This window comes from Streptomyces sp. O3 (genome assembly GCF_054788135.1).
The window spans coordinates 1-22,287 of record NZ_JBTVYK010000045.1 but is presented as its reverse complement, the minus strand read 5'-3'; the positions used below and the strand labels follow the sequence as shown (position 1 = coordinate 22,287).

21 protein-coding genes and 1 pseudogene are annotated in these 22,287 nt (G+C 71.8%); 14 read left to right on the top strand and 8 right to left on the bottom strand.

Translation table 11 applies throughout. The features are described 5' to 3' along the window. Positions 1 to 92 precede the first annotated feature (92 nt). From ACX6XY_RS22030 to ACX6XY_RS22020, 3 genes are all read right to left on the bottom strand, one after another. Positions 93 to 1,619, bottom strand: a complete 1,527-nt coding sequence (locus ACX6XY_RS22030; protein ID WP_460333360.1) for an FAD-dependent oxidoreductase — start codon at positions 1,617 to 1,619, stop codon at positions 93 to 95. Positions 1,620 to 1,729: 110 nt separating this feature from the next. Continuing rightward, positions 1,730 to 2,503 (bottom strand): response regulator transcription factor, encoded by a 774-nt coding sequence (locus ACX6XY_RS22025; RefSeq protein ID WP_460333357.1) that lies wholly within the window; start codon positions 2,501 to 2,503, stop codon positions 1,730 to 1,732. 240 nt (positions 2,504 to 2,743) lie between these two features. Beyond that, positions 2,744 to 3,076 carry a hypothetical protein gene (locus ACX6XY_RS22020; RefSeq protein ID WP_460333354.1) on the bottom strand — a complete coding sequence of 111 codons (333 nt, stop codon included), beginning with the start codon at positions 3,074 to 3,076 and terminating at the stop codon, positions 2,744 to 2,746. 270 nt (positions 3,077 to 3,346) lie between these two features. On the opposite strand from ACX6XY_RS22020, the gene ACX6XY_RS22015 reads away from it, so the two are divergent. The 11 genes from ACX6XY_RS22015 to ACX6XY_RS21965 all read left to right on the top strand — a co-directional run bounded on the left by ACX6XY_RS22015 (position 3,347) and on the right by ACX6XY_RS21965 (position 15,937). After that, a complete protein-coding gene (locus ACX6XY_RS22015; RefSeq protein WP_460333351.1) occupies positions 3,347 to 4,327 on the top strand; it encodes a 4-hydroxy-3-methylbut-2-enyl diphosphate reductase in 981 nt (326 codons plus the stop codon). Between the two features lie 106 nt (positions 4,328 to 4,433). Beyond that, on the top strand, positions 4,434 to 5,516 hold the full coding sequence (locus tag ACX6XY_RS22010; protein ID WP_460333348.1) for a polyprenyl synthetase family protein: 1,083 nt from the start codon (positions 4,434 to 4,436) through the stop codon (positions 5,514 to 5,516). Positions 5,517 to 5,544: 28 nt separating this feature from the next. Then, positions 5,545 to 6,615: a Gfo/Idh/MocA family protein gene (locus tag ACX6XY_RS22005; protein ID WP_460333345.1), complete on the top strand. Its 1,071-nt coding sequence runs from the start codon at positions 5,545 to 5,547 to the stop codon at positions 6,613 to 6,615. Continuing rightward, positions 6,605 to 7,615, top strand: coding sequence for a sugar phosphate isomerase/epimerase family protein (locus tag ACX6XY_RS22000; RefSeq protein WP_460333342.1), 1,011 nt, complete (start codon positions 6,605 to 6,607; stop codon positions 7,613 to 7,615). The genes ACX6XY_RS22005 and ACX6XY_RS22000 overlap by 11 nt, the downstream gene beginning before the upstream one ends. Further along, a complete protein-coding gene (locus tag ACX6XY_RS21995; protein ID WP_460333339.1) occupies positions 7,596 to 8,924 on the top strand; it encodes a M20/M25/M40 family metallo-hydrolase in 1,329 nt (442 codons plus the stop codon). Before ACX6XY_RS22000 ends, ACX6XY_RS21995 begins: the two co-directional genes overlap by 20 nt. 182 nt (positions 8,925 to 9,106) lie before the next feature. Next, positions 9,107 to 10,222, top strand: a complete 1,116-nt coding sequence (locus ACX6XY_RS21990; protein WP_460333336.1) for an Ldh family oxidoreductase — start codon at positions 9,107 to 9,109, stop codon at positions 10,220 to 10,222. Continuing rightward, complete coding sequence (locus ACX6XY_RS21985) at positions 10,219 to 11,166, top strand: Gfo/Idh/MocA family protein (protein ID WP_460333333.1); 948 nt, start codon at positions 10,219 to 10,221, stop codon at positions 11,164 to 11,166. Before ACX6XY_RS21990 ends, ACX6XY_RS21985 begins: the two co-directional genes overlap by 4 nt. Before the next feature lie 112 nt (positions 11,167 to 11,278). Beyond that, complete coding sequence (gene dxs, locus ACX6XY_RS21980; RefSeq protein ID WP_460333330.1) at positions 11,279 to 13,663, top strand: 1-deoxy-D-xylulose-5-phosphate synthase; 2,385 nt, start codon at positions 11,279 to 11,281, stop codon at positions 13,661 to 13,663. A gap of 95 nt (positions 13,664 to 13,758) precedes the next feature. Next, a complete protein-coding gene (gene ispG / locus ACX6XY_RS21975) occupies positions 13,759 to 14,910 on the top strand; it encodes a flavodoxin-dependent (E)-4-hydroxy-3-methylbut-2-enyl-diphosphate synthase (protein WP_460333327.1) in 1,152 nt (383 codons plus the stop codon). A gap of 335 nt (positions 14,911 to 15,245) precedes the next feature. After that, a complete protein-coding gene (locus ACX6XY_RS21970) occupies positions 15,246 to 15,506 on the top strand; it encodes a hypothetical protein (protein WP_460333324.1) in 261 nt (86 codons plus the stop codon). After that, complete coding sequence (locus ACX6XY_RS21965) at positions 15,503 to 15,937, top strand: PIN domain-containing protein (RefSeq protein WP_460333322.1); 435 nt, start codon at positions 15,503 to 15,505, stop codon at positions 15,935 to 15,937. The genes ACX6XY_RS21970 and ACX6XY_RS21965 overlap by 4 nt, the downstream gene beginning before the upstream one ends. Positions 15,938 to 16,512: 575 nt before the next feature. Here ACX6XY_RS21965 and ACX6XY_RS21960 read toward each other — a convergent pair. Together ACX6XY_RS21960 and ACX6XY_RS21955 are read right to left on the bottom strand one after the other, a co-directional pair. Then, positions 16,513 to 16,992 carry a hypothetical protein gene (locus ACX6XY_RS21960; protein WP_460333320.1) on the bottom strand — a complete coding sequence of 160 codons (480 nt, stop codon included), beginning with the start codon at positions 16,990 to 16,992 and terminating at the stop codon, positions 16,513 to 16,515. A gap of 176 nt (positions 16,993 to 17,168) precedes the next feature. Then, on the bottom strand, positions 17,169 to 17,429 hold the full coding sequence (locus tag ACX6XY_RS21955; protein WP_460333395.1) for a helix-turn-helix domain-containing protein: 261 nt from the start codon (positions 17,427 to 17,429) through the stop codon (positions 17,169 to 17,171). Here ACX6XY_RS21955 and ACX6XY_RS21950 point away from each other — a divergent pair. Continuing rightward, positions 17,401 to 17,811 (top strand): annotated as a pseudogene (locus ACX6XY_RS21950) (M24 family metallopeptidase); the annotation flags it as partial. The gene ACX6XY_RS21955 and the pseudogene ACX6XY_RS21950 overlap by 29 nt on opposite strands. 58 nt (positions 17,812 to 17,869) lie before the next feature. Here the strand turns inward: ACX6XY_RS21950 and ACX6XY_RS21945 are convergent. Then, on the bottom strand, positions 17,870 to 18,856 hold the full coding sequence (locus ACX6XY_RS21945; RefSeq protein WP_460333317.1) for an NAD-dependent epimerase/dehydratase family protein: 987 nt from the start codon (positions 18,854 to 18,856) through the stop codon (positions 17,870 to 17,872). A 435-nt stretch (positions 18,857 to 19,291) separates the two neighbouring features. On the opposite strand from ACX6XY_RS21945, the gene ACX6XY_RS21940 reads away from it, so the two are divergent. Continuing rightward, the gene (locus tag ACX6XY_RS21940; protein ID WP_460333314.1) at positions 19,292 to 20,047 is read left to right on the top strand and encodes an SAM-dependent methyltransferase; all 756 of its coding nucleotides are present in this window, start codon (positions 19,292 to 19,294) and stop codon (positions 20,045 to 20,047) included. A 183-nt stretch (positions 20,048 to 20,230) separates the two neighbouring features. Beyond that, positions 20,231 to 20,503 (top strand): acyl carrier protein, encoded by a 273-nt coding sequence (locus ACX6XY_RS21935; protein ID WP_460333311.1) that lies wholly within the window; start codon positions 20,231 to 20,233, stop codon positions 20,501 to 20,503. An 18-nt stretch (positions 20,504 to 20,521) separates the two neighbouring features. Here the strand turns inward: ACX6XY_RS21935 and dxr are convergent, their stop codons facing one another. Together dxr and fdxA are read right to left on the bottom strand one after the other, a co-directional pair. Next, entirely contained in the window at positions 20,522 to 21,802 is a 1,281-nt protein-coding gene (gene dxr / locus ACX6XY_RS21930) for a 1-deoxy-D-xylulose-5-phosphate reductoisomerase (RefSeq protein WP_460333308.1), read from the bottom strand. 42 nt (positions 21,803 to 21,844) lie between these two features. Continuing rightward, positions 21,845 to 22,165: a ferredoxin gene (gene fdxA, locus ACX6XY_RS21925; RefSeq protein ID WP_460333305.1), complete on the bottom strand. Its 321-nt coding sequence runs from the start codon at positions 22,163 to 22,165 to the stop codon at positions 21,845 to 21,847. Between the last annotated feature and the right edge of the window lie 122 nt (positions 22,166 to 22,287).

Below are 22,287 nucleotides of genomic sequence, written 5' to 3'. Positions count from 1 at the left end.
ATCCGAACATCATCGGATGCGCTAAAGCAGCTCTTGTGTTCGGTATGGTTTCCGGCCATCTGTCCGGCCATCTGTCCTCTCGTGTCCGGCCCTCAGACGGCCTGGGCGAAGTCAAAGAAGCGGTAGGGGTCGTACGTCTTCTTCACCGACACCAGACGGCCGTGGTTCCGGCCGTAATACGCCTCGCGCCAGTTGCTCACCGCCGGGTCCACGAAGTTCTGGTAGAGCTCGTGGTTCGAGTGCGGCTCGACCGTGGAGTAGGTCCCGTTCAGCCAGGCGGCCCCCGCCTCCCGGTCCGCGTCGCCGGGGGTCTTGGCAGTCAGCGCGATCTGCATGCCGACCTCGTAGAGGGTGTCGCGGTGCACGTACGCGGTCGCGGACTTCGGCACGTCGTTGATGCGGCCGCCGTACGAGAAGAAGCCGAGCAGGCGGAACTGCGCGGGGCGCACCGAGTTCTCCAGGCGGGCCAGCGCGTCCTGGATCGCCGGGCGGGACATGGCCTGCCCGGCGAGTACGTGCCGGTACGTGGTGTGGTACTCGCGCGGCAGCACCGCCTCGGGCGAGTAGCCGACCCGGTGGCACTCGTCGACTGTCTTGTCCCCGCAGCCGAACACGGTCATCATCGCCTGCTGGTACGGGAGTTCCACGACCTCCCGGCTCAGCGCGGGCCGCGCGGCCGCGCCTACGAGTTTGTCGAGCGCGGTGTCGGCGGACGACTTCGTGCCCACGTACGTGCCGGTGAGGATGACGTGCGGGGTGCCGCCCGCGTCCGTCTGCCACACCATGAGCAGCTGCGTCGTCAGCTCGCGCGGGGCGCTCGGCAGCCAGTTCTGCCAGGCCTGTACGAGGTCGACGGCGTCGTCCCAGGCGAAGGCCAGGTTGAACAGGGTCATCACGGGGGTCCGCACGGGCCGGATCTCGTACTGGGTGACGACCCCGAAGTTGCCGCCACCGCCGCCGCGCAGCGCCCAGAACAGGTCGCTGTGCGACCACGGGCAGGCCCGCACCGCGCGCCCGTCGGCGAGCACGACCCGCGCGGACACCAGCCGGTCGGCGCCCAGGCCGTACTTGCGCGAGGCGGGGCCGAAGCCGCCGCCCAGCATCCAGCCGCCCATGGCGACGGTCGGGCAGGTGCCGGAGGGGGCCTGCAGGCCCAGCGGGGCGAGGGTGTTGACCATGTCGACGCCCTGGGTGCCGGGGCCGAACCGTACGGTGCGGCCGCTGGCCCGTACCGAGTTCAGCCGCGACACGTCGATGACCAGACCCGGCGTCGTGGAGTAGCCCGCGTTGGAGTGGCCGCCGCTGCGCACCGCCGATGCGAGGTCGTTGTCCTGGCTGAAGCGGATGCAGGCGGCGACGTCGGCCTCGCTGGTGCAGTACGCGACGGCCTGGGGGCCCACGGCGTCGAACTTGGCCTGGTGCAGCTGGACCGCCTGCCCGTAGCCGGAGTCCGCGGGCAGCACCAGGTCGCCCGCGAGCCGGTCGCGCAGGCCGTTCCACGCGGGCGCGGCGGCGGCGGAGCCCGCCCCGGCCAGGAGAGCCGCGCCGCTGGCGGCGGGCAGCGCGGCGGCCGCGCCGAGCCCGGCGCCGGTGCGTATGAGTGAGCGTCTGCTGATCATGAGATCCCCCGTCTGCGACAGTGGCACGGCGGTCGGCCGGACGGAGCGGAGTCTTGGCCGCGGCTCTTGCGCGTGCCTTGCGCGTGCCTAAACGCGTGCCCCGCACCTGCCTAAACGGGGAGCGCCACGGCGTTGGGGCGGGACGTACGCGGGCGGGGCGTACGCGGGCGGACCAGGCCGCTCTCGTAGGCGATGGCGACGAGCCGGGAGCGGTTGCGCACGCCGAGCTTGACCATGGTGCGGTGGACGTGGGTCTTCGCGGTGATCGGCGAGACGAACAGGCGGTCGGCGATCTCCTGTGTCGACAGGCCGGTGCCGACCAGGGACAGGACCTCGCGCTCGCGCGGGGTCAGCTCGTCCAGGGCGGGGGGTGCGACCCGCCACAGGCACTGGTCGATCAGCGATCTGGTGATCCGCGAGGAGACGAACGCCCCGCCGTCGGCGGCGACGCGGACGGCGCGGGGCAGCCAGGCGGCGTCGGTGTCCTTGAAGAGGAATCCGCGCGCGCCCGCGTTGAGCGCGGTGAAGGCGAGGCCGTGCGCGGCGCTGGGTGCGCTGCCCGCGCTGGGTGCGCTGCCCGCGCCGCCTGCGCCGCCCGCGCTGGGTGCGCTGCCTGCGCTGTCCGCGCTGTCCGCGAGGACGACGACTCTGGTGCGGAGGCGTCCGTCCGCCGTCACGCCGCGGGTGAGCTCGACGCCGCCCACGCCCGGCAGATGGAGATCCGCCACCAGCACGTCGGGCGTCAGCCGCTCGACCGCGCCGCGGGCCGCGGCGCAGTCGACGCAGGCGGCCAGGACCTCGATGTCGGGCTCGGCGGCCAGCAGAGCGGTGTGGGCGGCGCGGTGCGCGGGGTTCGGTTCGGCGAGCAGGACGGCGATGGTCATGCCGGGCGACTCCAGGGGGTGGGGCGCCGGGGGACGCGGCGCTTGGCGGTCTTCGGGGCGCGCGGGCGCACCCCAGGGGGATCGACCGGGTGCGGCTCAACCAGCTTCGGCGCGACTGAGCGCGGCGCGATCGAGCGCGGCTCGACCGGGTGCGGCTCGACCGGGTGCGGTACCGGACAGGACTCGACCGGGTGCGGTACCGAGTGGACGCGGTACCGGGCGGGGCTCGACCGGGTGCGGTCAGGGTGCGGCCTGGTCGGAGGCTCCGGGGTGCGTGCCCGGCTCCGGGGTAGTGGCCGGGGCGCCGGGGGCGACGGACTCGAAGGCCTCGATGACGGAGAGCAGGGCGGCGTCCACCAGAGCCGCGCGGTCACCCGGCGCGGGGCGGACCGCGCCGGGTATCTCCTCGGGTATCTCCGCCATCGCCCCCGTGTCGCGGCCGCCGAGGAACGCGAGCAGCCGCTCCGCGTGCAGCTCAGGCGCGCCCGCGGGCATCGGCAGCGCGGACAACCTGGCCTGGAGCAGCTCCATCAGCAACTGCCGTGGCTCCGACGGCGCGGGCGAGTCGGTCATGGGCCACTGTGCGCACAGCCCGCCAAGGGGCGGCTAAAGGCGGGTGATGGCAAGCCCATGGCAAGGCGGCGGCGGGCTGCCGGGCAGGGGCTGGCAGGACGGGTGCGGCGGCGGGCGGCTGTGGCAGCACTCAGGCAGAGAAAGGGGGCTTCAGCGGTGGGACGGGGCGTGCGCACTCGATTTCGTTGACGCGTCTTCGCGTCGGTCGGCACTCTCGCATCACCTCGAACCACAGCACCGCCGAAACCGCCGAACCGGGAGACGCCAGAGATGACGAAGCCGAGCAACTCACAGAATTCCGCCGGTACCAAGAAGGTGATTCTGGCCGAGCCACGTGGATTCTGTGCCGGTGTGCGCCGCGCCATCTCCATCGTCGAGGAGGCGCTGAACAAGTTCGGAGCGCCTGTCTACGTACGAAAGGAGATCGTCCACAATCACTATGTGGTGCGTTCTCTCCAGCAGCGCGGTGCGATATTCGTGGATTCGGAAGAAGAGGTACCGCACGGCGCTGTGTGCGTCTTCTCCGCCCACGGGGTGTCCCCGGCGGTGCGCACCAACGCGCAGGGCCGGAGCCTCGACGTCATCGACGCGACCTGCCCGCTGGTGTCCAAGGTGCATCAGGAGGCCCGCCGTTACGCCCGTGACGGCAAGACGATCCTGCTGATCGGGCACGCCGACCACGAGGAGGTGGAGGGCACCTTCGGCGAGGCGCCCGACCGTACGATCATCGTCGAGGACGTGGACGCGGTGGCCGCGCTGGACCTGCCGAGCGACGCGAACCTCGCCTATCTGTCCCAGACCACGCTCTCGCTCGACGAGACCTCCGACATCATCGACGCCCTGCACGAACGTTTCCCCACACTGGACGCGCCCGCCAAGAGTGACATCTGCTACGCCAGCCAGAACCGGCAGAACGCGGTGAAGGCGATCGCCGCCCGCAGCGACCTGGTGCTGGTGGTGGGCTCCACCAACTCCTCCAACTCCATCCGCATGGTCGAGGTGGTGCGCGGACTCGGCACGGCGGCCCATCTGGTGCCGGAGGTCGCGGATCTGCGGTCTGAATGGCTGGAGGGGGTCGAGAGCATCGGGATCAGCGCGGGCGCCAGCGCCCCCGAGATCCTGGTGGAGCAGGTACTCGACCGGCTCGCCGAATTCGGTTACGTCGACCTGGAGATCGAGCAGTCCGCCGTCGAGAACCAGGTGTTCGGCCTTCCCGCCTCGCTCACCGAGAACGCTGAAAGCGCCGCCTGACATTTCGGCGGCCGTGCCGCCGCCCCCTTCTCGGATACACCCCTCGTATTCCCCGTACGCCACCCGCCTGCCCTTATGGCGCACCCCACAGCGAAGAAGGCTTTCCATGACGACCGTCGCCCACCGCCCCACCACCGAATACTCCGTCACCGAGTCCGCGATCCGGCCGACCCGTGCCGGGCTGCTGGCCCAGGTCGAGGACCGGATGCGCGGGCTCATCGCGAGCGAGCAGCAGCGCTGGTACGGGCTCAATCCACGCGCGGCACGGCCAGTCGAGGCGCTTGACGCGTTCCTCGCCAGCGGCGGCAAGCGGCTGCGCCCGACGTTCTGCCTCAGCGGGTTCCTGGCCGCGGGCGGCAGTCCCGGCGACCCGGTCGCCGTGGACGCCGCGGCCGCCCTGGAGCTGCTCCAGACGTTCATCCTGATCCACGACGACATCGCCGACAACTCCGCGCTGCGCCGCGGCGCCCCCACCGTGCACGAGGTGTTCATGGCCGAGCACCGGGCGAACGGCTGGCAGGGCGAGTCCCGGCGGTTCGGCGAGGGCATCGCGGTACTCGCCGGTGACCTGGCCTTCGTCTACGCCGACCAGCTGGCGGCGCGGCTGCCCGCGCCCGCCCGCGCCGTGTGGAACGAGATGCGCGCCGAGCTCGTCATCGGCCAGCACCTGGACATGGCGGTGGCCGCCGAGGGCGTCGTCGACCCGAAGCTGTCCCGCTGGGTGGCCGTGCAGAAGTCCGGCCGCTACACCATCCACCGCCCCCTCGTGCTGGGCGCGACCCTCGCGGGCCGCCCGGACATGGCCGCCGCGTTCGAGGGGTACGGGCTCGCGCTCGGCGAGGCGTTCCAGCTGCGGGACGACCTGATCGACGCCTTCGGTTCGACCGAGGACGCGGGCAAGCCGACCGGCCTGGACTTCGCCGAGCACAAGATGACCCTGCTGCTCGCCATGGCGGCCGAGCGCGACCCGCGCACCGCCGCCCTGCTGGAGCGGCGGGACGGCGAGCCGTGGGACGTGGACGAGCTGCGCCGGGTGCTGGAGGAGACCGGGGTGCGCGCCGCCGTGGAGCGCACCATCGCGGCCCTGGTCGACAAGGCCTGTGCGTCGCTGGCCGCTTCGGGGCTCGACGAGGCCTGGCATCAGGAGTTCTCCCAGCTGGCCACGCAGGTGGCCTATCGCAGCCACTGACCCCGACCGCCCTACGGAGTGCACTGAGATGCCCAGGACACTGATCGTCGGATTCGGCCGAGCCGGCCATGGACTGCACTGGAGCGTGCTGCGCCGACTGCGCACCATGGACCGCTGTGCGGGCCTGTTCTCCGAACTGCCACCCGTCGTCTACGACTCCGACCCGCACAGCGCCCAGCTGGCCGATCCGGGCGTGCTCGCCGTACCCAGCCTTGAGCAGGCGCGCGAGCTGCTCGACCCGAAGGACACCATCGTCCATCTGTGTACGCCGCCCACGCACCGGCTGGGGCCGCTGACCGAGCTGGCCGACCTGGGGTTCGACCGGATCCTGGTGGAGAAGCCGCTGGTCGCCACGGTCGACGAGCTGCCCGCCATCGACGCGCTGCGGCGCGCCCGCGATCTGAAGCTGATGGTGGTGGCGCACTGGCTGGAGAGCGCGCTGACCCGGCGTCTGCGCACCCTCGTCGCGGGGGGCGAACTGGGCGAGCTGGAGACCGTGTTCATCGCCCAGCGCAAGCCGCGCATCACCCGCACGCTCGGCACGTTCGGCCACCCCACCGCGTTCGACGTGGAGTTGCCGCACTCGGTGGGCGTGGTGCTGTCGCTCGCCGGGGACGCCAAGACCGCCGGCGCCGAACTGGACGACATGCGCGTCAAGGGCAACGTCGTCCCCGACATGGGCTCGGCCCAGCTGCTCCTTGAGCACCACAGCGGCGTACGCACCGAGATCATCTCGGATCTGGCCTCGCCGATACGGGAGCGGGTGATCAGGCTCGGCTTCAGCCGCGGCTGGGCCGTCGGCCACTACCCGATCAGCGAGAGCGACGACTACGCGCACCTGGACACCTCGGCCGACGGCCTGGTCCCGCACAGCGTGTTCCGCGACGACTCGCTCGCCCGGTTCCTGGTGCGCGCCTACGAGCAGTTCACCTCGGACGCCGACCTCGATCCGGGCTTCCAGCTCAACGCGCGGGTCACCACGGTGCTGGCGGAGGCCAAGGAGCACGCGCGGCTCAACCGGATGGAGGCCGAGGAGTACGCGTTCGCGCGGCGCATCGAGCAGGAGATCCGCCCGGAGGTCCTGCCCCATGTCTCATGAACCGCCTCCCGGCGGCGCGCCAGCGCCCGCCGCCGCGGCAGCGCCCGCCGCCTTTCCGCACAGCCCGCGCGGCGAGGCCGCCCCCGGCATCCTGTACGCCGGGATCGGCGACGAGGCGGGGCGGACCCTGGAGCAGCAGATCGCCGCGATCCGGGGGCTCGGCTGGCAGCTGATCGAGCTGCGCGGGGTGGACGGGGTCGCGCTCGCCGACCTGGACGACGCCGCGTTCGCCGCCTGCGCGGACACCCTGAAGGCCGCGGGCCTGACCACCGCGTGTGTGGACTCGCGGATCGCGGACTGGTCGCGGCCCGTCGCCCAGGGCATCGAGCAGGACCTCGCCGAACTGGACCGGCTCGGGCGGCGCTGCGCCGCACTCGGCACCCGCTATGTCCGCGTCATGTCGTACCCGAACAGCGGGTGGGACGAGGCGAGTTGGGGCCGGGAGGTGATCCGCCGGATGCGGCTGCTCGCGGCTCGCGCCGCCAGCTACGGCCTGGTGCTGCTGCACGAGAACTGCGCGGGCTGGGCGGGGCGCGACGCGAACCGGATGCTGCGGCTGCTCGCCGAGGTGGACAGCCCGGCGCTGCGGCTGCTGTTCGACACCGGCAACGGCGCCGCGTACCGCTACTCGACGTACGACGTCCTGGTCCGCCTGCTCGGCGAGTGCCCGGAGGCGGTGTCCCACGTGCACGTCAAGGACGCCGTCGGCCGCGGTGAGCGGGCCCGCTACACGCTGCCGGGCGAGGGCGAGAGCCGCGTCGCCGACTGCCTGCGGCTGCTGCGCGAGTCCGGTTTCGCCGGGGTGTGGTCCATCGAGCCGCATCTGGCGCTGCGCCCGCACGAGTCCCGTACCGATCTGGGCGACGACGGGCCGCGGCTGTTCGTCGAGTACGGCCGCCGTCTGGAGAGCCTCGTCGCCGCCGAAGTCCTCGGCGCACGCCGCGAGCCACGAACCCTTCAGCCACGAAAGGAGCGAGCCCATGTCAGCGTCGACCGCTGAGACCGTACGCGAGGCCCCCCTGACATCCGCCGACGACGATCTGCTGCTCCACCTGCTCGCGCTGCCCACCGCGGGGCCCCTGGAGGGCGCGGCGAGCGACCGGGTGCGGCTGTGGGAGGCCCAGCGGGCGTACGCCGAAGCCGCCCGTGACCTCGGCTTCGTCGTCGAGTGGCACGGCACGGCTGAACCCTCGGCCGTGACCGACCCGCAGGTGCCCGCTTCGGTGCGGGCCGCGATGGCCCGCGACGCGGACTTCCTGAAGGTGCAGCCCAGCCTGGTGCTGCGGCTCGGGCCGCGCCTGCCGAAGAGGTCGACGGTGATGTTCAACGTCCACATGGACACGGTCGCGGGACAGCAGCCCGTCAAGCTGGAGGGCGACCGGTTCCACGGGCGGGGCGCCATCGACGCCAAGGGGCCCGCCGTGGCGCTGCTCGCCGGGATCCGCGCCGCGGCGGCCGCCGAGCCGCTGATCGGCAGCGAGGTCGGCGTCCTCGTGCAGATCGTGTCCGGCGAAGAGGGCGGCGCGATGGGCGTGTTCGGCACCCGGCCGCTGATCGAGCAGGGCTACACGGGCCGCCTCAACATCTTCTGCGAGCCCACCCGCGGGCGGCTGCTGACCCGCTCGACGGCGTCCATGACGGCGCGCGTCGCGGTCGACGGCGAGGACTCCATCGACGACGCGCCGGGCGCCGGGCACAACGCCTCGGTGCTGCTCGGCCACCTCGCCGGGCATCTGGCCGCCGCCCTGCCGCCGTACGCGGACAGCGGGCAGGTGTGTGTGGCGGGCCTGCAGACCGGGCCGCTGCACAACAAGGTCTACGGCAGCGGACAGCTCCTGCTGAACCTGTCCTACGGGGCCGCGGCCGACGGCATCGCCCTGGAAGCCGCGATGACCAGGGAGCTGCGGGCCGGGATCGCGGACTTCCGGGCCCGGCACGCGGGCAGCCCGCTGCTCGCCCTGACCGCGCACGACGCCGAGCTGATCACCCGCCTGGACTGGCTCAAACGCGGCCTGCCGACCCTCGACGCGCACGACGCGTGGGCCGAGCATCTGCTCACCGCCCGCGTGGGGCTGGCCCGCTGGCCCGCCGACGAGCCCGCCTTCACCTGCGACGCGATCTGGGCGGACGGCCTGCCCGGCGCCTTCACGGCGGTGTTCGGGCCCGGCGATCTGCGGGCCAACAACGCGCACGCCGAAGGGGAGTTCGCCAAGCGGTCCGAGCTGGAGTCCTTCGCCGCCGACGTCGCCCGGCTGCTGGCCGTCTTCGCCACCACGGAGTCGACGACGGCCGCCACCGAACTGGTCTGACCGCCGCGCCCGTCCCCCGGCGGGCCGCCAGGCGGCCGCCTGGAAGCCCACTTGGCGACCACCTGGCGTCCGGCCGCCCTGAGCGTCTCCTGAGCCAGCTCTGAGCGACTCCTGACCACCCTGGCCGCTCCAGGGCCACCGTACCGACTCGATGCTCGACCACCGACTCGATTGAGGAAGCGATGACCACCGCCACCACTGCCGAACGTGCCGTAGGCACCGTCCGGTTGGACCACGAGGAACTCGTCGGGTTCACCGCCCGGGTGTTCACCCGCCGCGGACTCGCCCCCGAGCGGGCCGAGATCGCCGCGCGAGCCCTGGTCCACGGCGACCTGACCGGCGTCACCTCGCACGGCCTGGCCAACCTGACCCGGCTCTATCTGCCCCTGTTCGACGACCGGCGCACCGACCCCGACGCCGACCTGGAGATCGTCGCCGACCGCGGCGCGGCCGTGCTCGTCGACTCCCACAACGCGCTCGGCCTGTGGTCCGCGCACGCCTCCATGGAACTGGCCCTGGAGCGCGCCGAAACCTACGGCGTCGCCCTGGTCTCCCTCTACAACGGCACCCACTTCGGCTGCGCCGGACACTTCACGGCGCACGCGGCGAGCCGGGGCGCCATCGGCTTCCTGGCCGGGAACTGCGGCGGGCAGCGCATCATCCGCCCGCCGGGCGCCGCCGAGCCGCTGCTGGGCACCAACCCCTTCTCGCTCGCCGTGCCGATCGGCGACCACCCGCCGTACGTACTCGACATGTCCACCACGGTCGTGCCGACCGGCCGGATCCGGGCCGCCGCCCGCGCCGGGCAGTCCATCCCCGAGGGCTGGCTGGCCGACGACCTCGGCAACCCGGTCACCGACCCGCACGCCTTCGACCGCGGCGAGGCCCATCTCCAGTGGCTGGGCGGCCGCCCCGAGACCGGCTCCTTCAAGGGGTACGCGCTGAGCCTGATGGTGGAGACCCTGGCGGCCCTGCTGCCGGGCGCCGAGCTCGGCCCCACCTCGACGGCCGGGCGCGACGACAACATCGGCTTCTTCACACTCGCCATCGCCCCCGGAAAGCTGCGCTCCCCCAGCGCGTTCCGCGCGCAGTCCGAGGAGCTGTTCGGCGCGCTGATGAACGCCCGCGCCCTCGACCCCGACCGGCCCGTGCGCTATCCGGGCTGGCCCGAGGCGCAGCGCGCCGCCGAGGCCCGCGCCGACGGAGTGCCCCTGGCCGCCGCCCTGTTCGCGGAGCTGGAGCAGGTGGCGTCGCAGCTGTCCCTGACCGTGCCCACCCCGCTTGGAGCGACCCGATGAGCATCCAGACGAGCACCCGCACACCGATCAGGGTCGGCATCATCGGCCTCGGCGTCATCTCCCGGTTCTACGTCGACGCGCTGGCCGACGAGGTGACCGACATCGAACTGGCCGCGGTGTGCGACCTCAACGACGAGGTGCTCGCCCCGCACCGGGGCCGGGTCCCCGCCTTCCGCGACCACCGTGAACTGCTGGCCTCGACCGACCTGGACGCGGTCGTCGTCAACGTACCCAACGACGTGCACTTCGCGGTGTGCCGGGACGCGCTCGCGGCCGGTGTCGCCGTCTGCGTGGAGAAGCCGCTCGGCATCACCGTGCGGGAGGGCCGCGCCCTGGTGGACCTGGCGCGCGAGAAGGGCGTGGCGCTGTTCACCGCGTACCACCGCCGCTACAACGCCAACGTCCTGGACCTGCTGGCCGCGCTGCCCGCCGACGTGCCGGTCGAGAAGCTGACCGTGCGCTACTGGGAGAAGATCGAGGAGCACGTCGGCAAGGACCGCTGGTACCTCGACCCGGCCCGCTGCGGCGGCGGCTGCGTCGCCGACAACGGGCCCAACGCCATCGACGTGGTGCACCTGTTCCTGGGCGACGTCGCCTTCAAGGAGGCGACGGTCGTACGGGACGCCGACGGCGTCGACCGGCAGGCCGTGATCGGCCTGACCGCCGCGGACGGCGTCGAGGCCGTCGTCGACCTGGACTGGGCCTACGAGCACGGGGAGCGCAAGGACGTGGACGTCCTGCTCGCCGACGGCCGCACCCTGAGCTGCGACATGCTCGCCGGCTACCCGGCCTTCAAGAGCTCGCTCGCCCACGAATACGTGGGCGTGCTCCGGGAGTTCGGCGAGGTGCTGCGCGGCGAGCGGGACCGCTGGCCGGACGGCTTCGCCACGCTCGACCTCGTCGACCGGGTGTACGCGGCCGAGCGCGCCGCCGCGACGGCCTGAGCCCCGCGCCCGTACCCGTAGCCCGTACCCCGTCGCCCGTACTTCCGCCCCGTACCCCCCGTACTCCGCCCGCCCCGCCCCGCAACCCACCGCGCCAAGGGAGTCGATCGTCATGGCACACCTCGAGAACGGCCGCAAGAAGAGCGTCGACGGCACCGTCGTCAAGGTCCTCAAGCACCGCCGCGACGACCGCGGCATGGTCCTGGAGCCGCACACCAGCCGGTGTGTGCGGGAAGGCGAGGTGCACGAGCTGGTCACCACCGACCAGGCGGACACCGAGCCCGGCGGCACCGTCGACCGCGTCGGCTTCCTCGGCTTCGTGGAGATCGCGGGCGGCGGCGTCCTGGACCGCGGCGACGAGGTGTGGGTGGGCGGCGAACGCGTCGGCACCGTACTCGGCTGGGACGCCTGCCACTTCCCCAACCACTACAACGTGTTGATCGCCTGCGACCCGCCGCGCACCGGACCAGAGATCGGCCTTGAGCCGGGCGCCGGGATCCGCTTCGTACCGGCCGCGGGCCACCGCGCCCGCGAGGAGGAGCTGGGCACGCTGCTCGCGGGCGTCCGCTCCCCGCGCGACCTCAAGGACCTGGACCACGGCCAACTGGGCTTCCTCGCCGAGGAGATCCGCGACCTGCTGATCCGCAAGGTGTCCAAGACCGGCGGGCACCTGGGCCCCAACCTCGGCGTCGTCGAGCTGACCCTCGCGCTGCACCGGGTGTTCGACTCGCCGCGCGACCAGATCGTCTGGGACACCGGCCACCAGACGTACGTGCACAAGATGCTGACCGGCCGCGCCGACCGGTTCGACTCGCTGCGCCAGGCCGACGGCATCTCCGGCTACCCCTCGCGGGCCGAGTCGCCGCACGACTTCGTGGAGAACTCGCACGCCTCCACGGCCCTCTCGTACGCCGACGGGCTGGCCAAGGCGCACCAGTTGAACGGCGAGTCGGACCGCGCGGTGATCGCCGTGATCGGCGACGGCGCGCTGACCGGCGGCATGTGCTGGGAGGCCATCAACAACATCGCGGCCGCCAAGGACCGGCCGGTGATCATCGTCGTGAACGACAACGGCCGCTCGTACGCGCCGACCATCGGCGGGCTCGCCGAGCAGCTGACCACGCTGCGCACCTCGCACCGGTACGAGCGGTTCCTGGAGTGGGGCAAGCTCGTCGCCCAGCGCACCCCGGTCGTCGGCGGCCCGCTGTACGAGGGGCTGCACGGCGCCAAGCACGGCCTGAAGGACATGGTCACGCCGCAGAACCTGTTCGACGGGCTCGGCCTGAAGTACATCGGCCCGGTCGACGGGCACGACACGGCGGCCCTGGAGAAGGCCCTGGAGCGGGCCCGGCACTACGGCGGCCCGGTCCTGGTGCACACCATCACCACCAAGGGCAACGGCTACCAGCCCGCCGAGAAGCACGAGTTGGACCGCTTCCACGCCACGGGCGCCTTCGACCCGCGTACGGGCAAGGGCAAGGCGGCGGCCGCCCCGGTCCGCACCTGGACGTCGGTGTTCAGCGACGCGCTCGTCGCGGCCGGTGAGCGGCGGCCCGACCTGGTGGCGCTCACCGCGGCGATGCTGGAGCCCACCGGGCTGCTCAACTTCTCCAAGGCGTTCCCGGAGCGCACCTTCGACGTGGGCATCGCCGAGCAGCACGCCGTCACGTCGGCGGCCGGGCTCGCCATGGGCGGCAAGCACCCCGTGGTGGCGATGTACGCGACGTTCCTCAACCGGGCCTTCGACCAGGCCCTGATGGACGTGGCCCTGCACAAGCTGCCCGTCACGTTCGTCCTGGACCGGGCCGGGGTCACCGGCGACGACGGCGCCAGCCACAACGGCATGTGGGACATGTCGATCCTCCAGGTCGTGCCGGGGCTGCGGCTCGCCGCGCCGCGGGACGGCAAGCGGCTCGCCGAGCTGTTCGACGAGGCCGTCGCCGTCGACGACGGGCCGACCGCGGTGCGCTTCCCCAAGGGCCCGGTGCAGACCGACATCGACGCGGTGGACACCGTCGGCGGCATCGACGTACTGCACCGCGCGGACGCCGTGGACGCCGTGGACGCCTCGGTCGGCTCGGACGCCTCGGACGCCGAGGACGTGCTGATCGTCGCGATCGGCTCGATGGCGCAGACCGCGCTCGACGCGGCGTCGCTGCTCGGCGCCGACGGCATCGGCTGCACGGTCGTCGACCCGCGCTGGGTCAAGCCGGTCCCCCCGGCCCTGGCGCCGCTCGCGGCCCGGCACCGTCTGGTCGTCACGATCGAGGACAACGGCCTGGCGGGCGGCGTCGGTTCGGCGATCGGGCAGGCGCTGCGCGCGGCCGGTGTGGACACGCCGCTGCGCTCGCACGGCATCGCGCAGGAGTTCCTCGACCACGCCAAGCGCGCGGACATCCTGCGCGAGCTGGGCCTGACGTCGGGCGACATCGCCCTGCAGATCACCGAGACCCTCAACCGCCAGAACGCCCAGCTCCCGGCACGCCTCTCGGCCTGAAGCACACGCACACCCTCCCCCTGTACGCACAACCCTCCCTCTCTACGCACACCCGCCCCCTGTACGCGCCCCACCCACCCGAAGGGAACCCCCTCATGTCTGTCCTGCTCGGTACCCCGACCCTGCCGCCCAAGTCCGTCGCCGCCCGCCGCAAGTCCCGTCAGTTCATGGTCGGCAATGTGCCGGTCGGCGGCGACGCCCCGGTGTCCGTCCAGTCCATGACCACCACGCTCACCTCCGACGTCAACGCCACGCTCCAGCAGATCGCCCAACTCACCGCGGCGGGCTGCCAGATCGTACGGGTCGCCTGCCCGTCGCAGGACGACGCGGAAGCGCTGCCGGAGATCGCGAGGAAGTCGGCGATCCCGGTGATCGCGGACATCCACTTCCAGCCCAAGTACGTCTTCGCCGCGATCGACGCGGGCTGCGCCGCGGTCCGCGTGAACCCAGGCAACATCAAGCAGTTCGACGACAAGGTCAAGGAGATCGCGCGGGCCGCGAAGGACGCGGGCACCCCCATCCGCATCGGCGTCAACGCGGGCTCCCTGGACAAGCGTCTGCTGCAGAAGTACGGCAAGGCGACGCCCGAGGCGCTGGTCGAGTCGGCGCTGTGGGAGGCCTCGCTCTTCGAGGAGCACGACTTCCGCGACATCAAGATCTCGGTGAAGCACAACGACCCGGTCGTGATGATCGAGGCGTACCGGCAGCTGGCCGCCCAGTGCGACTACCCGCTGCACCTCGGCGTCACCGAGGCGGGCCCGGCGTTCCAGGGCACCATCAAGTCGGCGGTCGCGTTCGGCGCGCTGCTCGGCGACGGCATCGGCGACACCATCCGGGTGTCCCTGTCGACGCCGCCGGTGGAGGAGGTGAAGGTCGGCCTACAGATCCTGGAGTCACTCAACCTCAAAAAGCGCGGCCTGGAGGTCGTGTCCTGCCCTGGCTGCGGCCGCGCCCAGGTGGACATCTGGACCCTGGCCGACAAGGTCTCGGCGGGCCTGGACGGCCTCGACGCCTCGCTGCGGGTCGCCGTGATGGGCTGCGTCGTCAACGGCCCCGGCGAGGCACGGGAGGCGGATCTGGGCGTCGCGTCCGGCAACGGCAAGGGCCAGATCTTCGTCAAGGGCGAGGTCATCAAGACCGTACCCGAGGCGAAGATCGTGGAGACCCTGATCGAGGAGGCGCTGAAGCTGGTGGAGGAGATGCCGGAGGAGGAGCGCTCCGGCGAACCCGCGGTCGTGGTGCGGTGAACCCACGGCAAGGCGGCGCCCAGCCGCCGACCAGGCGACGCCGCCCGCTGGTCGCGACCCGGCCGGTCCCCACGGGGCGACGCCCCCGTGCCCCGGCCCCCCGCCCGGTCCCCGCCCGCACCGGCGACCGCCACCGCCAACGCGCACCACCAGGCCCCACCGTGGCCCACCCACGGCCCCCAGCGCGACACACACCGCCAGCAGACCACCCACGCCGTCCCCGGCCGCTCCCCCGCGAGCGACCGGGGATCCGGGGTTCGAGGAACCTGAGAAGTCAGGCGAGCATGGAACCTCACCACACCCCCAGGGCTGACACATGTACTAACCTTGGACACATGTCGATGCAGAGAACCAATGTCTACGCCGACGCCGATGACCTCGCCCTCATCAAGGAAGCCTCGGTACGACTCGGCCGCTCCGAATCCGAGATCATCCGCTACGGCGTCCACCTCGCCGCCCTGTCCGTCCGCACCTGGGACACCCCTGCCTTCACAGAGGACGAGCTGATCCCCATGGGCGGACCGGTCTCGCACGACGAGATCAAGGCCACCCGCCGCGAAGCCGCCGAGCGCACCGGCAAGGAGCGGAGCCGGTGATCCTGATCGCCGACACCGGCGGTCTGATCGCAGCGCTCAACCCCGACGACAAGGACCACGCGGGCTCACTCGACGCGCTCACCCGCGCCGGGCTGGTGATTCTCTCGCCGCTGGCCGTCACCGAGGTTCATCAGGTCGTGACCTCCCGCGCGGGGAGGGATGCCGCAGACCGCGCCATCAGGGCCATCGCCCGTCGGATTCGATCCGGACGCTTCCAGTTCGCAGAACTCACCGCCGGAGTCCTGGAACGCGCCCTGACCGTACGGGAGCAGTATTCCGGCCTGGACCTCGACCTGGCCGACGCGGTCGTGGTCGTCCTGGCCGCCGAGCACGGCACGAACGAGATTCTGACCGTCGACCGGCGGGACTTCCGCGCCATGGCGCCGATCACCGGGCACACAGCCTTCCGCTTGCTTCCCGACGACCTCTGACCGTCGCAGAAGGGTGCCCAGGCCGTCCGGCGCGCCGACTCGGATGACCGGATCAAAGGGGAACGATTCGGGGCCGCGGGCGGCAGGCGAGAGCCACGTTGGACGTACAGGCGATCACCACACAGGTGGCCGCCCCTACGCCGACCGCGCCCCCCCATCGTACTCAAGGAGAGACAGACCCTGGCTGACGCCACCGTGTTCTGCAAGGCCGGATGGCATGCGACCGGCGGCGGGTTCGTCTCGCAGTACCTGTGGGCGTATCCCATGATCTCCGGCCCGGCTTTCACAGCCGGTGACAGTCAGCCCCGGGGCTGGAAGGCAGCACTGAGGGGACCGGAACGGGGACTCACCCGCGAGTTGACCATCGGCTACGTCAACGTCTCGACGGCCTCGCCGAGGGAGTCCGTGCTGGTCTGGGCGCGCTGTGATAGTCCTCGTACTTCGCCTGCCGCCAGGCCAGCTCGATGTCGTTCAACTCCGGGCCGGCCCCGGAGCCGCCCGTGCCGACCTTGACCTGCCCAACCGGCCACACCCCGGCCGAGCGTGCTGCAGTCTGCGCGGGGTCGGTATCGGAATCAGCAGACGATAATGGGGCTGATGAGGGCGGTGCAGGGCGCGGAGGCGGTGTTGTTGGACAGGTCGGGGTCGATGGTGCCCGAGCTGGTGATGCTCGCGGTGGCATTGAGGGGTCCGAGAGCCAGGGGGTCGATCTGTGCTGTCACGACGGGAGCGATCCCCTGCCTCACGGGCATCCCCGAGACATCGCAGGTGACAGTCTTGCTGCTGTTGTCGTAGGTGCAGCCGGCGAGATTGACGCTGGCGCTGGTGGTCTGCGGGGGGAGTTTCACCGTGGCGGTAGCGGTGCCTGATGCCCTGTGCGGACCGGCGTTGTCGAAGAGTGTCTGGTAGGTGATGGTCCCGGCGACTGCCGACGCGCTGATGGTGGCGTACAGGTCGGAGGTGCCGGCGGCGTGGGCGGGTTGCGGAATGCCGAGCAGGCCCACGGTCGCCAGGGCGGTGATCGCTCCGGAGGCGAGAGAGGGGATCGGACGCATCAGAAGCTCTCCATTCGTGCGGCGGCAACAGTGCTCGACGTGGTTCCGGTGCCCGTCATGACCAGGTTACCGACGGAGCGTCAGCCCGCCGGTGGAGTTGGCAAGGTTCACCCTTCTGGGCTGGTGATGCCCGTGGCACCCTTCCGGGGCTTCCGTACCCTGACCGACCGTGTGACTCACGCCGAGAGCGCTCCTTCCTCCCGGCCGGCATCGTGCACACACGCGGCTGCCAGTTCGTCCAAGGACACCCCCAGTGCGGCAGCCAGAGCCACCACGGTGAAAAAGGCCGGAGTCGGTGCCCGGCCGGTTTCGATCTTGCGCAACGTCTCCGCCGACACCCCCGCCGCTGCGGCGACCTCCACCATGCTGCGGTCGCCACGTGCCTGACGCAGCAGCGCGCCGAAGTGTTCTCCGCGCCCCTCCGATCTCGAACTGATCAAGACCGCTCAGCAGGCCCTTGACGCCGGTATCGCCGCCGCCGTCCCCGGCAAGCGGATCGGTGACATCTCCCACGCCATCGGCACCGTTGCCCGAGCAGCCCGCTGTGGCATGCCCACCGGCTTCGGCGGCCACGGCATCGGGCGTCGGATGCACGAAGATCCCCACGTCCCCAATCGCGGACGCCCCGGCCGCGGCTTCCCCCTCCGCCACGGCCTGGCCCTCGCCATCGAACCCATGCTCATGGCCGGCGGCCGCGACGATTACCACACCAGTCCCGACGGCTGGACCCTGCACACCGCCGACGGCAGCCGAGCGGCCCACGTGGAGCACACCATCGCAATCACCGAAGAAGGCCCCCGCATCCTGACCCTCCCCTGACCGCCGCGCGCAAGCCGCCGCTCGGCTGGCTTCACCCTCCGCCATGGTGGCCATGCAGTCAGCTGAGAGCGTCGAGCAGTTCGCGCTCGCGCTGGGCGCTGAGGCCAGCGCGTCTGGCCCGGCCCAGACCCTGCTCGCGTTCCCAGAGCAGCGTGTCGGCCAGCAGTTCCGTCCGAGGACGATGGCGCAGCCCTGCGGCGCGCGCCGCGGTGCCGTTGCGGGCCGAGAGCCCTTCCCAGCCCGGCTCGACGAGCCACATCGGCAGCGACTCGGCTCCCATGTACCCGGCCACGCCGTTCGCGAGCAGCCATGTCGAGTCGGCGGTGACCACCGGGCCGGTGTGCCCGCCGATGGCGCGGGACAGTTCGATCCACTCTCCGAACGGAACGACCGGGCCGACAGCGTCGTATGCGCCGATGGCCCCCGCCTCCGCGGCGTCGAGCAGCCAGGCGGCAAGGTCTCGCACGTCGATCGCCTGGGTCGGCATGGCCGACGCGTCGGGGACCAGCATCGGCCCGAGCGGATCGCGTGCGGCGCGGGTCACCCAGTATCCGGAGCGACCGCTGCGATCGCCAGGTCCGCCGATCAGGCCAGCGCGGGCGATGAGGAGGCGGTCGCCCACGACGGCCGCCGCCGCCTGCTCGCAGGCCACCTTCGCCTCGCCGTACGACCCGCGGTCGACCTCGCTTCGGTCGGTCGGGGCGAGCAGGGTCGCGGACTCGTCCGCGTCCGGCACGGCGTGGGAGGCGTAGGCGCTGACGGAAGAGACGTAGATCCAGTGCCTGGCCCTGCCGCCCAGTGCGTCAAGCGCCTCACGGACGAAGCCCGGCTGCCATGACACCTCGATGACCGCGTCCCACTCACGGTCGAGCAGGGGTGCGTACGCCGAAGGGTCGCGCCGGTCGGCGGCCACCAGCCTCGCTCCGTCCGCGACTTCTCCGCTCTCGCCGCGGGCCAGGCACGTCACCCGGTGGCCGCGCCCGATCGCCTGCCGCGACAGCTCCCTGCCCACCCATGCTGTTCCGCCCAGAACCAAGATCTCCATCCCGCCACCCAAGCACCGCGCGCACCGGGTGCCCAGACGGGTTCGCCGACAGCGGACCCGGAGCACTCCGGCGAGACGGGCAACACCTGGGGCCGTGAGATTTCCGCGCAGCTGCTGCTGATGGGCGCCGACCGCTTCCTGAAACTGGGGTACGACGAAGAGGACGCATCCGGTTCCTGCGGACAGCGCTGGGGCGTTGACCCTGGCGTACGCCAGCGGCCGAACCGGCCTCTTTGAAGGGGAAAACCGGTGGACATCGCTGCGCCGTACGCCCTAGCGTCGCCGACGCTCGAAGATCCACACGTCCGGATGAGGTGCTTTTGATGACGGTCCAGGCAACGGCGGCCAGCTTCACCAGGCCGTCCCCCGCGCACGCCATGGCCTCATCAGATGTATCAGATGCATCTGACGTATCGGACGTAAGGAATTCTCATCGTGGATCTGCCGCGTAGTTTCACCATCCGTGAGAGCGGTCACCGCATTCACAACCCGTTCACCGGCGAGAAGCTGGCCGCCCTGGGGCGGGCGTTGCGCTTGGCCCCTGGGACGCGCGTGCTCGACCTGGCCAGCGGGTCGGGCGAGATGCTGTGCACCTGGGCGCGTGACCACCGCGTCGTCGGCACCGGGGTGGACATCAGCACCGAGTTCACGGCCAAGGCCCAGGCTCGGGCAGCCGAGCTCGGTGTCGCCGATCAGGTGGTCTTCGTGCACGGCGACGCGTCCGGCCATGTCGCGGACGAACCCGTCGACCTCGCCGCGTGCCTCGGTGCGACCTGGATCGGGGGCGGCGTCGCTGGCACGGTCGAGCTGCTGCGTCGCAGCCTCCGCCCCGGTGGCCTGTTGCTGATCGGCGAGCCGTACTGGCGTCAGGACCCCCCGGACCAGGACACCGTCGAAGCGTGCTACGCCAGCGACCGGGACGACTTCCGGCTGCTGCACGAGTTGATCGGGCAGTTCGGCGAACTAGGCTACGACGTCGTCGAGATGGTGCTCGCCGACCAGGACAGCTGGGATCGGTACCAGGCCGCGCAGTGGCTCAACATCCGGCGCTGGCTCGACCGGAATCCCGATGACGAGGATGCCGAGTTGGCCGCCGAGTTGAGGGCCGAACTCTCCCGAGAGCCAGCCCGCTATGCCAGGTACGCGCGTGAGTATCTGGGGTGGGGTGTCTTCGCTCTCATGACCCGCTGACGGTCGCTCACTTCGGGGCCGGGTTCGATGGCTCGCCGCCGGACCCGGTCGCGGCCCGGCCCTCTGTGCGTACCAACGCCCCGCGGGCCTAGCGCTGCAAGCAGGGCTTTAGGCGGGGCGCGCATGCTCGGCGGGATTCCAATCCTGGCCGTATCAGGCCGTATCCGCCGAGGAGCTCTCGCCATGACGACTCGCACCTCCGGGCAGGCCGCGCTCGCCGCTGAGCTGCGCGGCTGGCTCACCGCACGCCTCGCGATCTACCTGGACCGCCCGGAGGGCTCCCTCGACCACCACACGCCGCTCCAGGAGTACGGGATGGACTCGGTGGCCGCGCTCAGCCTCTGCGGCGACCTGGAGGACGAGCAGGGGCTGATCGTCGAGCCGACCCTGGTCTGGGACTATCCGACGATCTCCGACCTCGTCACCTACCTCGCGCCCCGGCTGGCGGCCCGGTGAGGTTCTTCAAAGGCGCTCTTACACGGTGAGTTCGCGGGCTCGGGCGCGGGCCCGCTTCTCCGCTGTCAGGACGTCGTCCAGGGTCAGTTCCGTACCGGGGGCGCTGTCCAGGCGTTCCTCCACCACCCTGCGTACGGTGGGGACGATGTCGAGGAACGGCAGCCGTCCCGCGAGGAACGCGGCTACGCACTCCTCGTTCGCGGCGTTGAACACCGCGGGGGCGACGCCGCCCTCCTCGCCCGCGAACCGCGCGAGGGCGACCGCGGGAAAGGCCTCCTCGTCGAGGGGGAAGAACGTCCACGCGGCGGACTGGGTCCAGTCGCAGGCGGGCGCCGCGTCCGGCACCCGGTGCGGCCAGCCGAGGCCGAGCGAGATGGGAACACGCATGTCCGGCGGGCTCACCTGGGCCAGCGTCGAGCCGTCGGTGAACTCGACCATCGAGTGGACCACCGACTGCGGGTGCACGACGACGTCGATGCGGTCGAAGGGCACGTCGAAGAGCAGATGGGCCTCGATGACCTCAAGTCCCTTGTTCACCAGGGTCGCCGAGTTCACCGTCACCAGCGGGCCCATGTCCCACGTCGGGTGCGCGAGCGCCTGCTCGGGCGTCACATCGGCCAGGTCGGCCCTGCTCCGGCCGCGGAACGGGCCGCCGCTCGCGGTGAGCACCAGACGGCGTACCTCGGTGTCCCGGCCGCCGCACAGGCACTGGTAGAGCGCCGAGTGCTCGGAGTCCACCGGCACGATCTGTCCCGGCCGGGCGAGCCGCTTCGCCAGCGGTCCCCCGGCGACCAGGGACTCCTTGTTCGCGAGCGCGAGCGTGGTGCCCGACTCCAGGGCGGCGAGCGTGGGGGCCAGGCCGATGGACCCGGTGATGCCGTTCAGGACCACGTCGCAGTCCTTCGCCGCCAGTTCGACGGCCGCGTCGGGGCCGCCCAGGACGCGCGGCAGCGGCCGTCCTTCGGCGCGCTCCGCGAGGAGCCTGCGCAGCGCGGGCGCCGCGTCGGCGCTGGCCACGGCGACCGTGGGCACGCTGAACTCCAGGGCCTGTTCGGCGAGCAGGTCGAGCCGACCGGCGCCCGCGGCCAGGCCGAGTACGCGGAACCGGCCGGGCGAGCGGCGTATGACGTCGATGGCCTGGGTGCCGATCGAACCCGTCGAGCCGAGGATGATCACTGTGCGTGGTGTGGCACCGCGCGGGCCGGCGATGCGGGGGGCGGCGAGTGGGGTGGTGGGGGCGGTTTCCGTGGGGGTGGTCGCTTCCGTCGGGGCGGTCGCTTCCGTACGTGCGGTGGGCATGGCTGGCCTCGGTGGGTGTCGGGGCCGTTGGGCCCTGCTGGCTCAGGCGCTGACGGGGGCCGTGCTCTCGACGACCGGATGATCGGTGCCGAGCGGGCCCGAGTCGGCGGCGCCGCCCGGAGAGCCTATGGACTCGAAGATCTCGGCGTTCGCGGGCCCGAAGTCGGCCCACTGCTGCGGCAGATCCTCCTCGTAGAAGATCGCCTCGACCGGGCAGACCGGCTCGCAGGCACCGCAGTCGACGCATTCGTCGGGGTGGATGTAGAGCATCCGCTGGCCCTCGTAGATGCAGTCCACGGGGCACTCGTCGACGCAGGCCTTGTCCTTGAGGTCGACACAGGGCTGTGCGATCACGTACGTCACGGTGACTCCTCAGGCTGACGGGGCGGATGAAGCATGGCGGGCGGTGACCGTCCAGGTGTCGCCTCCGGCGAGGAGGGCGGCGAGGTCGCCCTTGCCGTTCTGTTCGATCGCGGCGTCCAGTT